The organism is Desulfofundulus australicus DSM 11792, assembly GCF_900129285.1.
GTDB lineage: Bacteria > Bacillota > Desulfotomaculia > Desulfotomaculales > Desulfovirgulaceae > Desulfofundulus > Desulfofundulus australicus.
The window spans coordinates 1-14,349 of sequence record NZ_FQUW01000030.1; the positions used below are offsets into that span (position 1 = coordinate 1).

General features: G+C 56.9%; 11 protein-coding genes. 10 read left to right on the forward strand and 1 reads right to left on the reverse strand.

From position 1 onward, the window contains the following. Positions 1–383: 383 nt before the first annotated feature. Positions 384–1,496, reverse strand: coding sequence for a PRK06851 family protein (locus BUB44_RS11125; protein WP_073166353.1), 1,113 nt, complete (start codon positions 1,494–1,496; stop codon positions 384–386). Between the two features lie 195 nt (positions 1,497–1,691). On the opposite strand from BUB44_RS11125, the gene BUB44_RS11130 reads away from it, so the two are divergent. The 10 genes from BUB44_RS11130 to BUB44_RS11175 all read left to right on the forward strand — a co-directional run bounded on the left by BUB44_RS11130 (position 1,692) and on the right by BUB44_RS11175 (position 14,349). Beyond that, complete coding sequence (locus tag BUB44_RS11130) at positions 1,692–2,276, forward strand: ANTAR domain-containing response regulator (protein ID WP_242655963.1); 585 nt, start codon at positions 1,692–1,694, stop codon at positions 2,274–2,276. A 204-nt stretch (positions 2,277–2,480) separates the two neighbouring features. Beyond that, positions 2,481–3,800, forward strand: a complete 1,320-nt coding sequence (glnA, locus tag BUB44_RS11135; protein ID WP_073166356.1) for a type I glutamate--ammonia ligase — start codon at positions 2,481–2,483, stop codon at positions 3,798–3,800. A 217-nt stretch (positions 3,801–4,017) separates the two neighbouring features. Continuing rightward, a complete protein-coding gene (locus BUB44_RS11140; RefSeq protein ID WP_073166358.1) occupies positions 4,018–5,598 on the forward strand; it encodes an FMN-binding glutamate synthase family protein in 1,581 nt (526 codons plus the stop codon). A 230-nt stretch (positions 5,599–5,828) separates the two neighbouring features. Beyond that, on the forward strand, positions 5,829–6,410 hold the full coding sequence (locus BUB44_RS11145; RefSeq protein ID WP_073166361.1) for an ANTAR domain-containing response regulator: 582 nt from the start codon (positions 5,829–5,831) through the stop codon (positions 6,408–6,410). A 116-nt stretch (positions 6,411–6,526) separates the two neighbouring features. Then, positions 6,527–7,858: a type I glutamate--ammonia ligase gene (gene glnA, locus BUB44_RS11150; protein WP_073166419.1), complete on the forward strand. Its 1,332-nt coding sequence runs from the start codon at positions 6,527–6,529 to the stop codon at positions 7,856–7,858. 282 nt (positions 7,859–8,140) lie between these two features. After that, positions 8,141–9,472 (forward strand): type I glutamate--ammonia ligase, encoded by a 1,332-nt coding sequence (glnA, locus tag BUB44_RS11155; RefSeq protein WP_073166363.1) that lies wholly within the window; start codon positions 8,141–8,143, stop codon positions 9,470–9,472. 277 nt (positions 9,473–9,749) lie between these two features. After that, a complete protein-coding gene (locus BUB44_RS11160) occupies positions 9,750–10,196 on the forward strand; it encodes a 4Fe-4S dicluster domain-containing protein (protein WP_013821664.1) in 447 nt (148 codons plus the stop codon). A 15-nt stretch (positions 10,197–10,211) separates the two neighbouring features. Continuing rightward, positions 10,212–11,519, forward strand: a complete 1,308-nt coding sequence (locus BUB44_RS11165; RefSeq protein WP_073166366.1) for an NAD(P)/FAD-dependent oxidoreductase — start codon at positions 10,212–10,214, stop codon at positions 11,517–11,519. Further along, positions 11,500–12,639: a class II glutamine amidotransferase gene (locus tag BUB44_RS11170; RefSeq protein ID WP_073166369.1), complete on the forward strand. Its 1,140-nt coding sequence runs from the start codon at positions 11,500–11,502 to the stop codon at positions 12,637–12,639. The genes BUB44_RS11165 and BUB44_RS11170 overlap by 20 nt, the downstream gene beginning before the upstream one ends. A gap of 195 nt (positions 12,640–12,834) precedes the next feature. After that, on the forward strand, positions 12,835–14,349 hold the full coding sequence (locus BUB44_RS11175) for a glutamate synthase-related protein (RefSeq protein WP_073166372.1): 1,515 nt from the start codon (positions 12,835–12,837) through the stop codon (positions 14,347–14,349).

The following is a 14,349-nucleotide window of genomic DNA, read 5'->3' on the forward strand; positions in this document are numbered from 1 at the left end:
CCCCTCCCTTGTCCTTCTACCTGATGCCCGGGGCATTGTATTCCCGTCTCATTTTCCCCGTGGTCGTGAAACATTTCCCCCGGATCCATTCGTTTTGTATATCCGGTAGAGGTTGTCGGCGTGCCGGTTCGTTCCATGCTGATAATACCAGGGCAGCCAGACACATATGTGTCCGCCCGCGCAGATGGTAAAGTTGAAGGATTAGTAGAATCTTCCAATTCCGGTGGACAGTAGATAACCTGGCTGTTTTAACGCCCGATTGGCGGGTGCAAATATACTAAATACGGACAAAATAAAAAAAGGCCTGCAAAGGGCCATCTGATATGAGGCAACAGTACAATCATTACATTTTCCCCGGAAAAGGTCTTTATACCCTGTTCCTACTACCCGTTCACCTCCTCAGCCAGCTCCAGGATCCTGGCCAGCACCTTTTGCCTGCGGGCTTCAATATCCTGGAAGTTCATGTTCGGGATGTAGTAAGCTTCTACCTCGTCGTGTACCTTTTTCGCCCGGTAGATGAACTCCACCGCCTCCTCCATGCAGCGCCGGTACAGCTCCCGGGCGGTATCCCTTTCAGCCTGTAGTGCCTCGCTGGCTACGGGCCGGACGCAGGTCATGGTGTCCACAACCACGTCGCCGTCTTGGGGTTTATAATAGTGGGGCTCCACGGAGTTGACCACCGCCAGGTTCAGCCCGGGGATCACCAGGTGCTCGATCCGGGAGGGGTCCAGGGCGCAGTGATAAGCCTCCACGTCGAACCCGCGCATGAGAGCAGCGTCCATGATCCGCCGGACCAGGGTGGTCTTGCCCGTACCATCATCACCATTGATAATATAACGTTTCTTTAAGTGACCAACGATAGTGTCCAGGTAGCTCACCGTTCCGTCGGGGGTAATGGCTGTGGCAAAAAGGTGGCGGGCTCTGGGGTTATCTGTCTGGCGCTCCCGCCCGGCAAAAATTTCATGGGTCAGATCGAGGGACAGCTTATCAAAGGCCCCCACATTGAAGGCGCCCGTTTCCCGGTAATAGCTGCGCACCTCTTCCAGGAAGAGGTGGGCGGCGGCCAGGTAGCTGTAGGCCCGTTTAAAGAGCCGTCCTATTTCCTGGTTTAAGGCCAGGATTTCCTTTTTATGTGCCCGCAGGCCTTCCTCGTTCCAGTGATCCCCCAGGTGCACAATTTCATCCACCGCTCCCGGGTTTTTGGGGTCAACCACGTGGGGGGCGGTGCCGTCCAGCAGGGCCACCCTGATGGCCGGGATAACCACCCCGTCCAGCGAGCCGTTGTCCGAAGAACAGCAGTGGAATTCCACGTCGTACCCCCGTTCCAGCATTTCTTCGCCGATTTTGCGCATAAAAGTGGATTTGCCGACGCCGGGTCCCCCTTTGATAACAAAGATGCGGGTGGCGTCGGGCTCGATGATATAATCGTAAAAGGAGTGAAATCCCCTCCAGGTGTTTCCCCCGGGGAAGACTTTTTTCAGCCTGCCTTTACTCAATATGACTACCCCCCTACAGTGCTTTTGGGGAAATATATGCTCGCCGGCGACCAAAAATGACAATGTTCTGCTCCCCGTGCCGCAGGCTGTTCCGGGCCGTATAAATTTGAGCAGGAGTCCGTGGCCATTTACGAGTCGCTGGTTTCCTGCTTTTTAGCCGTGTTATAATCTTATTCAGTGACGAAAAACTGGGGTGTGGTCCGTTTGTACAGGATCCGGGTTGTTGTTGGCGAAAGCGACAGGGATTTTCGTGCCCGGCTTAAGGAAACCCTGCGCCATGCGGGATACATGGTGATCGGGGAAACGCAGGACAGCCGGTCATTGCTGCAGCTGGTATTTCAAACCACCCCGGAACTGGTAATCCTGGAATATCGCCTCCCCGGCAGTGAGGGCATGGATGTGGCCGGCATTATCGAGGAGCATCACGTGGCACCGGTGCTGCTGACGGCCGACCTGCACCAGTATAATGTGGCCGAGCTGGTTCGCTTGCCCGGTATTTACGGCGTGCTCTCCAGGCCGCTGCAGGAAGAAATGGTGGTTCCGGCCGTTGAAACGGCCCTGGCTTCCTTTGAAAGAATTATAAGGCTGGAAAAAGAGGTGACCAGCCTGCGTAAAACCCTGGAAGAGCGCAAGCTGACGGAAAGGGCCAAGGGCCTGCTCATGGAAAGAAAAGGAATGACGGAACGGCAGGCCTATAAATACCTGCAGAAATTGAGTATGGACCGCTGCATTCCCATCTCCCGCCTGGCCCGGGAGATTATCAGGACCCTGGAGAAATAGATTAAGATGCCTTTTGAAGCCAGCTAATTGTATACAGTATTTTAATTAAGTCAACTATTGATCTCCTGCGGCATCCTGTTATAATAACACTTGTATAGGGTGTTTTCAGGGCAACGGCGTCCTGGTTCAGGCCTGTGAAATCGGGCGGGCCTGAATGCAGGGCGTTTTTTTATTTAGTCGAAAACCGGGGAAGGAGGAAACGCCATGCCCACCACCACTCCAGAAGATGTGCTCCAAAAAGCCCGGGAATACAATGTCAAGTTTATCCGGCTGCAGTTCACCGATATTTTCGGTGTCCTGAAAAATATAGCCATTACCGTGGAAGAGTTACCCCGGGCGCTGGAAGGACGGGTAATGTTTGACAGCTCGGTGATCGAGGGCTTTGTCCGGAACCGCGAGTCGGACATTTACCTGCTCCCCGACCCCCGGACCTTTGTGATCTTCCCCTGGCGGCCCCGGGAAGGGGCGGTGGCCCGGTTGATCTGTGATGTGCTTACACCCCGGGGAGAGCCATACTGCGCCTGTTCCCGGGCAGCTTTGAAGCGGGTGCTGGCCAGGGCGAGGAAAATGAACCTGGAGCTCAGGGTGGGTGCGCAGATTGAGTTTTTCCTTTTCCATACTGACGCCCAGGGCAAGCCCACCGTTATCACCCATGACCAGGCCGGGTTCTGTGATCTCACACCGGTGGACCTGGGCGAGAATGCCCGCCGGGATATGGTGCTTACCCTTCAGGAGATGGGCCTGGATGTTTCTTCCTCCCATCATGAATTTGCCCCGGGGCAGCATGAAATTTTTCTGAAAGAAAGTGACGCTTTAACCGTGGCCGACAGCATTGCCACCTTCAAGTTTGTGGTGCGTACCATTGCCCAGCGCCACGGCCTGCATGCATCTTTCATGCCCCGGCCCCTGGCCTCCTGTAACGGCTCGGGGATGCATTTACACCAGTCCCTCTGGCGGGATGGCGAGAATGCCTTCTATGACCCTGCGGGGCAGTACCGGCTCAGCGAGCTGGCCTGCCGGTATATAGCCGGGTTGATTGCCCACGCGGGAGCGCTGACGGCCATTACCAATCCCCTGGTTAACAGTTACAAGCGTCTTGTACCCACCGATCTGGCTCCCGTGCTGGCTGCCTGGTCTGAAGAAAACCGCAGTACTATGATCCGGGTACCCGCCCAGCGCGGGGAAGGCACCCAGGTGGTTTTGCGCAGCCCCGATCCCACCGCCAATCCTTACCTGGCTCTGGCCGCTTCCCTGGCTGCCGGGCTGGATGGCATTGAAAAGGGGCTAACACCCGGGGCGCCCCTGTCGGAAAATAACCTGCCGGTTAAAGAACTGGTCCGCCGCATCGGTCTGCCCCGTCACCTGGCGGAGGCCCTGCAGGCCCTGGCGGGCGATGCGGTGATCCAGGAGGCCCTGGGAAAAGAAATAACTGCCCGCTTCCTGGAGGCCAAGGAGGACGAGTGGGAGCGCTATCACGCCCAGGTGCACCAGTGGGAGCTGGATGAGTATTTGACCAACTTCTAGGGGCTTTTCCCGGCCGCCGGGGCGCTTTCGCAACGAAGGGAAGGGGGTGGTTTTTGGGGTAACAGGTTAACTTATTAAAAGATTAAAAAGATGTTTGTTAAGAAAAAAACGGCCCAAAACAAAGTTTGAGCCGGAGACACAAAAAGAACTTGCCAGGAGAATTTTTTAAAGATAACCGTTAATTTAATTTTACCGTGTTTTTCAGGAGGATGGAACAATGAGTTTTAGTAAAGGTGTTAACGCCACTGCAGCCACCATGACCAGGCTGCGCACAGGGGAAAGTTACTGCCCTTTCAGCGGAATGTGTGTAACCTGCCTGGACGGTTGTCCCGGCCTTTGTGAAATTGGTAAATCTTCCGTACGGGGCAAGGAAGTGCTTTATCCCCAGCCTTTTGGGAAAACCACCTCTGCTTCCCAGAAGGATTACCCGGTGGACTATTCCCACTTCAATATCCTGGGTACCGCTGTGGGCGCACAGGGCATTGAGGCCGATCCCGATAAGGCCATTTTCCCGGCGGTAAGCCTGGAGACCGCCGTGGGAGCCAGGGCCGACCTGAAGCTAAACCTGCCCATTGTAATTGCTGCCATGGGTTCCACCAACGTGGCGGCCAATAACTGGGACCACCTGGCTGCCGGGGCAGCCATCTCCGGGGTAGGTATTGTAATCGGGGAAAACGTGTGCGCCATGGACCCCAATGCCGAGATTAAGGACGGGCGCGTGGTTCATTCACCCAACCTGGCCCGGCGGGTGAAGGACTTCCAGGAATGGTACAGCGGCAGGGGATTTATTGCCGTGCAGGCCAATGTGGAAGACACCAAGCTGGGTGTTCAGGAATACGCCATAGAAAAGCTGGGCGTGGAAGCCGTGGAGATCAAGTGGGGCCAGGGGGCCAAGGACATCGGCGGTGAAGTCAAGCTGGACAGCCTGGAGCGGGCCCTGCAGCTGAAGGGCCGCGGCTACATTGTGCTGCCCGATCCCACGGATCCCAAAGTCCAGGCGGCCTACCGGGCCGGGGCTTTCAGTGAGTTCGAGCGCCACTCCCGCATCGGGATGGTGGATTATGAGTCCTTTATGGCGCGGGTGGAAGAACTGCGCAGGGCAGGAGCAAAGTACGTCTTCTTGAAAACCGGCGCCTACCGTCCGGCCGACCTGGCCCGGGCAGTCAAATACGCTTCGGACGCCAGGCTCGACCTGCTTACCGTTGACGGTGCCGGCGGCGGTACCGGTATGAGCCCGTGGCGGATGATGAATGAGTGGGGTGTACCCACCCTCTATCTGCAGGCACTGCTGGTCAAGTACCTGGATAAACTGGCGGCCAGGGGCGCCTATGTCCCGCCGGTGGCCATTGCCGGCGGTTTTACCCTGGAGGATCACATATTCAAGGGACTGGCCATTGGTGCTCCCTACGTGAAGGCCATCGGCATGGCCCGCTCGGCCCTGACAGCGGCCATGGTGGGCAAGACCGTGGGCGAAGCCGTAAAATCCGGCAAGGTGCCCAATGAGTACAAGAAATACGGTGAGTCCCTTGAGCAGGTTTTCATTGCCGCCAGCGAGCTGAAGGAAAAACTGGGCGCCGAAGCCTTTGAAAGACTGCCCGTGGGAGCCATCGGTGTCTACACCTACTTTGAGCGGCTGGCCCAGGGCCTGCGGCAGTTCATGTGCGGCGCCCGCAAGTTTGCCCTGTCCTACATCACCCGGGACGATGTGACCGCCCTGACCAGGGAAGCAGCTGAAATTACCGGCATCAGGTACGTCATGGATGTGGATGCCGAAGAGGTGGAAGAAATTTTAGGTTAACACAAAAAAACTGTTGCCAAGGGCCGGGGTACGGATTATAATAAAAACATGCCAAAGGTTTATTTGTAGGGTACAATGATGTGCCCGGCTATGAACAGGCAATGACGCCCTCGACAGGCCATACGGCCTTGAAGAGGGCATTTTTCTTCCCGGGAAGGTGGTATTTTTTCCAGTAGTCCGGCAACGCCCGGCGGATTGGTTACCAGGAACAATTTGGGAGGAAAATCTCCATGGCGGAACAGAGAATAGTGCTGGTAGATAGCGATGCCACCTGGAGAAAGTCCATTAAAGCCGTGCTCACCAAGCTGGGATACTGGGTCGTGGGTGAGGCAGCGGATGGCCTTTCGGGCCTCAAGCTGGTGCGCAGCCGGCAGCCGGATCTGCTGATCATCGAGGCCGGGGTGCCGGGCATGGACGGGCTGGAAGTGGCACGCATTCTCCATGAGGATAAGTTGGCCCCAGTGGTCGTGCTGGTTAGCTCCATGAGTCCCGGCCTTTTAGAGAAAGCCAAAGAGGCGCGGGTATCGGCCCTCCTGACCAAGCCGGTGGATGAAAGTACCCTGTTGTCCGCCGTGGAACTGGCCCTGGCCAACTACCAGGAAATTATCAAGCTGGAAAGCCAGGTCCAGGAGTTGAAGGAAGCCCTGGAAACCCGTAAATTGGTAGAAAAAGCCAAGGGAATCCTGATGGAGACACTGGGACTCACGGAAGCCGAGGCATTCCGGCGCATGCAAAAAAGCAGCATGGACAAACGCATTTCCATGCGTCAGGTTGCCGAAGCCATCATCCTGGCCCACAACTTGAAAAGTTAAGGTATAATGACGTACCGAAAAATGGGCAAAGGCGCCCTGTGGGGAATTAAGTCAGTATGAACTATTCCCTTGGGGCGCCTTTCCATTTTGAAAAATTTCAAGAAGGTGGTTGTTTTATGGACGAAGCAATTAAAAAAGAAGTACTGGCCAAAGCGAGGGAAATGGGTGTAAAGTTCATCCGCCTGCAGTTCACCGACATTCTCGGTGTGCTCAAGAACATGGCCATCACCGTGGAACAGCTGGAAAAGGCCCTGGACGGGGAGCTGATGTTTGACGGCTCTTCCATTCACGGGTTCACCCGTATTGAAGAGTCCGATATGTACCTTCGTCCCGATCCCAGAACCTTTGCCGTATTCCCCTGGCGTCCCCGGGACGGTGCCGTGGCCCGCCTCATGTGCGATGTCTATAATCCCGACGGTACTCCTTATGCCGGCTGCCCCCGCAACACCCTCAAGCGGGTGCTGGCCCAGGCAGCGGAAATGGGCTTTACCATGAATGTGGGACCGGAGCTGGAATTTTTCCTTTTCCAGGTGGATTCCGAGGGACGTCCCACCCTGCGCACCCACGATAAGGCCGGTTACTTCGACCTCAGCCCCGTGGATCTGGGGGAAAACGCCCGCCGGGCTATGGTGCTTACCCTGGAAGAAATGGGTTTTGAAATTGAGGCCTCCCACCACGAGGTGGCTCCCGGCCAGCATGAAATTGATTTTAAATATTCTGATGCCCTGGATTGTGCCGATAAAATTGTGACCTTCAAATTTGTGGTGCGGACCATTGCCCAGCGGCACGGTTTGCATGCCACGTTCATGCCCAAGCCCGTCTATGGTATTAACGGCAGCGGCATGCACACCAACCAGTCCCTCTTCCGGGGGAACGAAAATGCTTTCTATGACCCTTCCGCCCCCGACGGGTTGAGCGATATCGCCCGCTATTACATCGGCGGTCTAATGAAGCACGCCCGGGCCCTGGCCGCGATAACCAACCCCACGGTAAACTCCTATAAACGCCTGGTGCCCGGTTATGAGGCCCCGGTTTATATTGCCTGGTCGGGGCGCAACCGCAGCCCGCTCATCCGCATACCGGCCAAGCGGGGCATGTCCACCCGCATTGAGCTGCGCAACCCCGACCCGTCCTGCAACCCCTACCTGGCCCTGGCGGCCTGCCTGGCGGCCGGTCTGGATGGGATTAAAAACCGCATTGAGCCGCCGCCTCCCTGTGACCGTAACATTTACGAGATGACCGCTGCCGAGCGGCGGGAACTGGGCATCGAGAGCCTGCCCGCCAGCCTGGAGGAAGCCCTGCAGGAACTGGCCGGGGATGAGGTAATCAGGGGGGCTCTGGGCGAAGATATATACAACAAATTTGTCGCGGCCAAACAAAAGGAATGGGAAAACTACCGCGTCCAGGTTCACCCCTGGGAAATTGAAGAGTACCTAACCAGGTTTTAAAAAGTTTTGTTACCATCCTCCTAATAGCCCTGCCGGGGATACCCGGTAGGGTATTTTTTCCAGGGTAAAAAATTTGTCAAAAAGCCCTTTTCTTTTGAGGTATTTATGGTATATACTATAAACTAGCTTTAAAATAACGGTGCAACAACATAATTCGGGTACGATGTTGTATCCGGAAGGGGCAATGGGGCCCACATGCAGCAGGTGAAACCTCTATCCTGCAGGTGTGGCCTTTTTTTCGTAAATAGCCCCGGTTTTTTAGAAGGGAGAGGTTGAAGGCCCGTGGCTCAGTTGACTAACGATGATGTAAGACACCTGGCCAAAGAACTGGGAGTAAAGTTCATCCGCCTGCAGTTTACCGATATTTTTGGCGTGTTAAAAAATGTTTCCATTACCGTGGAACAGCTGGATAAGGCCCTGGATGGGGAAATGATGTTTGACGGCTCTTCCATTGAAGGTTTTGTTCGTATCGAGGAATCGGACATGTACCTGCGTCCCGATCCGGCCACCTTCGTGGTCTTTCCCTGGCGCCCCCGGGACGGGGCGGTGGCCCGGTTGATATGTGACATTTATAATGCCGACGGCACCCCCTTTATCGGCGACCCCCGTTACGTGCTCAAGCGTGTTATAGCCGAAGCCAGGGAAATGGGCTTTACCATGAACGTGGGCCCGGAGGCGGAGTTTTTCCTCTTCCACGTGGACAGTGACGGCCGCCCCACCACCATCACCCACGACCGGGCGGGCTACTTTGACCTGACGCCTGTGGATCTGGGTGAAGATGCCCGGCGGGACATGGTCCTCACCCTGGAGCAGATGGGTTTTGAAATCGAAGCTTCCCACCATGAGGTGGCTCCCGGGCAGCACGAAATTGATTTTAAATATGCCGATGCCCTGGATACCGCCGACAAGGTGGTCACCTTTAAGTTTGTGGTGCGCACTATCGCCCAGAGGCACGGGCTTCATGCCTCCTTCATGCCCAAGCCCATATTCGGCATTGCCGGTTCGGGCATGCACTTGAATCAGTCCCTTATGAAAAACGGGGAGAATGCCTTTTACGATCCCCGGGCACCCCTGCAGTTGAGCGATACAGCCCTGTATTACATCGGCGGCCTGATCAAGCACGCCCGGGCCATTGCCGCCATAACCAACCCGACGGTAAACTCGTACAAGCGCCTGGTTTCCGGTTACGAGGCACCGGTGTATATCGCCTGGTCCTCCCGTAACCGCAGTCCCCTGATCCGCATCCCGGCCAAGCGGGGCCAGTCCACCCGCATTGAGCTGCGCAGCCCGGATCCGTCCTGCAACCCCTACCTGGCCCTGGCCGTGTGCCTGGCGGCGGGGCTGGACGGGATAAAGAATCGCATCTCACCTCCGCCGCCCTGCGACTGCAACATTTATGAAATGAGTGCCAGGGAACGGGAGGAGCGGGGCATCGGCTGCCTGCCCGAGAGTTTGAAGGAAGCCCTGGATGAGCTGGAGCGGGACGAGGTGATCAAGGAAGCTCTCGGCCCCCACGTATACAGCCGCTTCATGGAGGCCAAGCGCATCGAATGGGACCGTTATCGCGTGCAGGTGCATCCCTGGGAGATTGAGGAGTATCTGACCAAGTACTAGGCGTGCTCGCTGGAGGACAGCGCAGTACCTTGCGGAAGGGCCGGACGGGCCAGGAAGCCGGCCGAACTTGAGCGCCGGGGAACGACTGCCTCCAAAATATGCGAAAATAAATTGAACCGGTACAACGGTGTGCCGGGGTAACGAGGGCAACGAGGCCCACGTGCAGGTCACCTTTCAAGGAGGAAAATGTCCCTTTCCATCCCACAGGCCTGCCGTGGGCTTTTTTAGTCTTTTTTACAACTTTAGTCTATAGTCTATCGAGGAAGGAGTGACGGAAATGCCTCGAGTTGTGGTCAAGCCGGAAGTCTGTATTGGTTGCCACCTGTGTGAGGTCTGGTGCGTGGTGGCCCATTCACGCAGTAAAAACATTCTCAAAGCATTTCTCCATGAAACACCACGGCCGGTACCCCGGGTGGTGGTGGAAGAAAACCTGCCCTTTACCCTCCCCGTGCATTGCCGGCACTGTACCGAACCGTCCTGCGTGGAGGCATGCATCAGCGGGGCACTGTACAGGGACCCCCTCACAGGCCGGGTGGAACACGATGCCGGCCGCTGTGTGGGCTGCTACAGCTGCGTTATGGCCTGTCCCTACGGGGCAGTGGTCATCGATGAAGTCAACCGCAAAGTAGCCAGGTGCGATCTGTGTAAGGAAATGGGAGAACCGGCCTGCGTGAAGCAGTGTCCCAACCGGGCACTGGTTTATCAGGATTCGTTTACCAGTTAGGCAAGGGGGAAGCTTATGGAGAGGTTTGATTATCTGATCATTGGTAACTCGGTGGGTGCGGTGGGTTGCATTGAAACCCTGCGTTCATTCGATAAAAGCAGTTCCATAGCTGTTATCGGGGAAGAACCACACCATGTCTATTCCCGGGCCCTGCTGCCCTATTACCTGGATAATGAAGTGCCCGTGGAAAAAATGCTCTACCGCCCGGTGGATTTCTATGAGCGTCTGGGGGTGACCCCTGTGCTCGGCCGGCGGGCGGTGGGCCTGGATACGGCCGGACACGTGGTAAAACTGGATGACGGCCTGATCATCTCCTATGGAAAACTGCTGCTGGCCACCGGCGGGCGGCCCATTGTCCCCCCCATACCGGGACTGGATACGGAAAAGGAGAACATCTGCAACTTTGTGGCGTTGCAGGACCTGCAGCGCATCAGCCGGTTGCTCCCGTCGGCGGGGCGGGCGGTGGTGCTCGGCGGGGGGATCATCGGCCTTATGGCAGCCGAGGCGCTGCATAAAAAGGGTCTGGAGGTCGGTGTGGTGGAACTGGCTCCCCGGGTGCTGGCGCCGGTGGTGGATGAATTTACCTCCCGGCTGATTGAGGAGGCCTTCCGCCGGTCCGGCGTGGTCATATACACCGGAACCACCTTTAAAGAAGTCCAGGGCGGGGAGCGGGCCACCGGAGTGGTGCTCACCGACGGTACTTCCCTCCCCTGCGACCTGCTGGTGGTGGCCGTGGGTGTGGCCCCCCGGGTGGACCTGGCCAGGGAAGCGGGACTGGCCGTGAACCGGGGTATTCTGGTGAATCGACAGATGGAAACATCCGCTGCCGGTGTTTATGCCTGTGGAGACTGTGCCGAAGTTTACGACTTCCTGACGGGTAACCGGCGCGTGCTCCCCCTGTGGCCCAATGCCTACGCCGGCGGCCGGGTGGCCGCGTACAACATGCTGGGTATGAAGCGGGAATACGATCGGGCCACCTCCATGAATGCCATGCACTTTTTCGACCTGAACATTATCACGGCCGGTCTCAATACGGCAGGGGAAAAGGATGGCTTTGAGGTTATCAGCCGTTTTGATGCCGGCTCCCGCAGCTACCGGAGATTTGTGTTAAAGGACGACCGCATTCACGGGTTTACCCTGGTGACCGGGATTGCCCGGGCGGGTATCTTCCTGCACCTGATGCGCCGGGGTTGCCCTGTTACTTCCTTTAAAGAGAAGCTCCTGGAGGGGGAGTTCGGTTACCTGGCCATTCCGGAAGGCCTGAGACGGGAGTTATTGAAGGATGAAGGAGTGATGAGCGAATATGCGGCCACAAATCAGTGAACGGTACCTGCCTGAAAAAGATTCCCAGGCCTGCGGTTTGTTTGGGGTAATGAATACGGCCGGGGAAAGGTTTGGTGGGGAAATGGCCATAAACGCCATGGCGAACATGAAGGTGCGGGGTAACGGCCTGGGCGGCGGTTTTGCCATTTACGGGCTTTACCCGGAGTTCAGGGATTACTACGCCCTGCACATCATGTTTGAACGTCACCAACCTGGGGCCAAAGAAATGGTAGATGAATTTCTGGCTGACCATTTCCACGTGGTCTATGATGAAGTAATCCCCACCAATAAAAAGGCCACGGTTCTGAACCCGCCGGTGGTGTGGCGATATTTCGTATCTCCCCGACGGCACCCGGAAGAAGGAAATAACCTGTCAGATGATGAGTTCGTGGTGGAAAAAGTTATGCACATCAACACCCGGATCGATGGTGCTTACGTATTTTCTTCCGGGAAGGACATGGGCGTTTTTAAAGGGGTGGGTTTCCCCGAGGAGATTGCCGATTACTTCATGCTTGACCGGTTGTACAAGGGATACATCTGGACCGCCCACAGCCGTTTTCCCACCAATACGCCCGGATGGTGGGGCGGGGCACACCCTTTTTCCATCCTGGACTGGACGGTGGTGCATAACGGTGAGCTCTCTTCCTACGGCACCAACCGCCGGTATCTGGAGATGTTTGGCTACTACTGTACCCTTTATACGGATACGGAAGTGATGGCCTATGCCGTGGACCTGCTCATGCGCCGGCAGGGCCTGCCCATAGAAGTGGTATCCGGGATCTTCGCCGCCCCCATGTGGGACATCATTGAGCATATGGAACCGGAAAGACGAGAGCTTTACAAGACCCTACGTATGTCCTACGCCCCTCTGTTGATGAACGGCCCCTTTACGGTTATCGTCGCCCATCATAATGAAATGTTCGGCCTGACCGACCGCATCAGGCTGCGGCCAATTACGGCTGCTGCGGCGGGGGATTTTGTCTTTCTTTCTTCTGAAGAGGCATCCATCCGGGCCGTGGCTCCCCGGCTTGACCTGGCCTGGACGCCGCCGGGGGGCGAGCCGGTAGTGGCCCGGCTGCACACTAAGGACTATCTGGCCAGCCTGACCCGTGCCGTGTAGCATTTACCCCGGGTGTAACCAGCAAGGTAATTGTTCAGTAAAGCTGCTACCATTGGCACGGTGCCGCGTTGTCCAAAGCGAACGACTTGCGGAGTGCAGTCAGTGCGGAGCACTGGAGTGAGCGTGGACAACGCGGCACCATAGGGTCACTGAACAAATACCCAACAAGATCACACATAATGAGGGTGAGATAGCATGTTTTCCCATCTGTTACCCGAGTTTCTGGTTGAACGCCGCAGTGACCGGTGTATAAAATGCCGGGTCTGTGAGCGGCAATGCCCCAACGGGGTTCACCATTACGATACAGAACTGGACCTCATGTTCAGCGATGAAAGCCCGTGTGTGGGGTGCCAGCGTTGTGTGGTGTTCTGCCCCACCAACGCCCTTTCTGTATACCCGCACCCGACGACCTATCGTCCCAATGCCAGCTGGACCAGGGAGAAGCTGCAGGATTTAAAGAAACAGGCCGAGACCGGAGGGGTTATTCTGACCGGCAGCGGCAATGACAAGCCCTACCGGATTTACTGGGACCACCTGGTCCTGAATGCCTCCCAGGTAACCAACCCTTCCATTGACCCGTTGCGGGAGCCCATGGAACTGCGTACTTACCTGGGGCGCAAGCCGGATACCCTGGAAGTGGAAGTATGTGGGGACAGAGTATCCATTACCTCCCGGCTTTCACCCAATGTGCCCGTGGAAACGCCCATTCTTTTCTCGGCCATGTCTTACGGTGCCATCAGCTACCAGGCTTTTGTGTCCCTGGCCATGGCCGCTAAAGAGTTCGGTACCCTCTTCAATACCGGTGAAGGCGGTCTGCCCCGGGAAATGCGGGAAAAGTTCGGCCAAAATGCCGTCGTGCAGTGTGCCAGCGGGCGCTTTGGGGTGGACCCGGAGTATTTAAACTCGGCAGCCGTGGTGGAAATCAAGATCGGCCAGGGGGCCAAGCCGGGTATTGGCGGTCACCTGCCGGGAGAAAAGGTGGCGGCCAACATTGCCCTGACCCGGATGATCCCTGAAGGTACCGATGCCCTCTCCCCGGCGCCGCAGCATGACATTTATTCCATTGAAGACCTGTCCATGCTCATCTATGCCCTGAAGGAGGCCACCAACTACGAAAAGCCGGTTTCCGTCAAGATTGCGGCGGTGCACAACGTGGCGGCCATTGCCTCCGGCATAGTCAGGGCCGGAGCAGATATCGTGGCCATTGACGGCCTGCGGGGCGGTACCGGTGCCGCGCCCAAAGCCATCCGGGATAACGTGGGTATTCCCATCGAGCTGGCCTTAGCGGCAGTGGACCGGCGGCTGCGGGAAGAGGGCATCAGGCACAAGTGCTCCATCATTGCGGCCAGCGGTATCCGCTGCAGTGCTGACGTGGTCAAAGCTATTGCCCTGGGAGCGGACGCGGTGTACATCGGCTCGGCGGCACTGGTGGCCATGGGCTGTACCCTGTGCCAGAAATGCTATACCGGCAAATGTGCCTGGGGTATCTGTACCCAGGATCCCTACCTTTCCCGCCGCCTGAACCCGGAAATCGCCAGCCAGCGGCTGGTCAACCTGCTGCGGGGCTGGAGCCATGAGATCAAGGAAATGCTGGGCGGCATGGGCATTAACGCCATTGAAAGCCTGCGGGGCAACCGGGAACACCTGCGCGGGGTGGGCCTGGAGGGCTGGGAACTGGACGTGCTGGGAGTAAAAGGAGCGGGGGAGTGA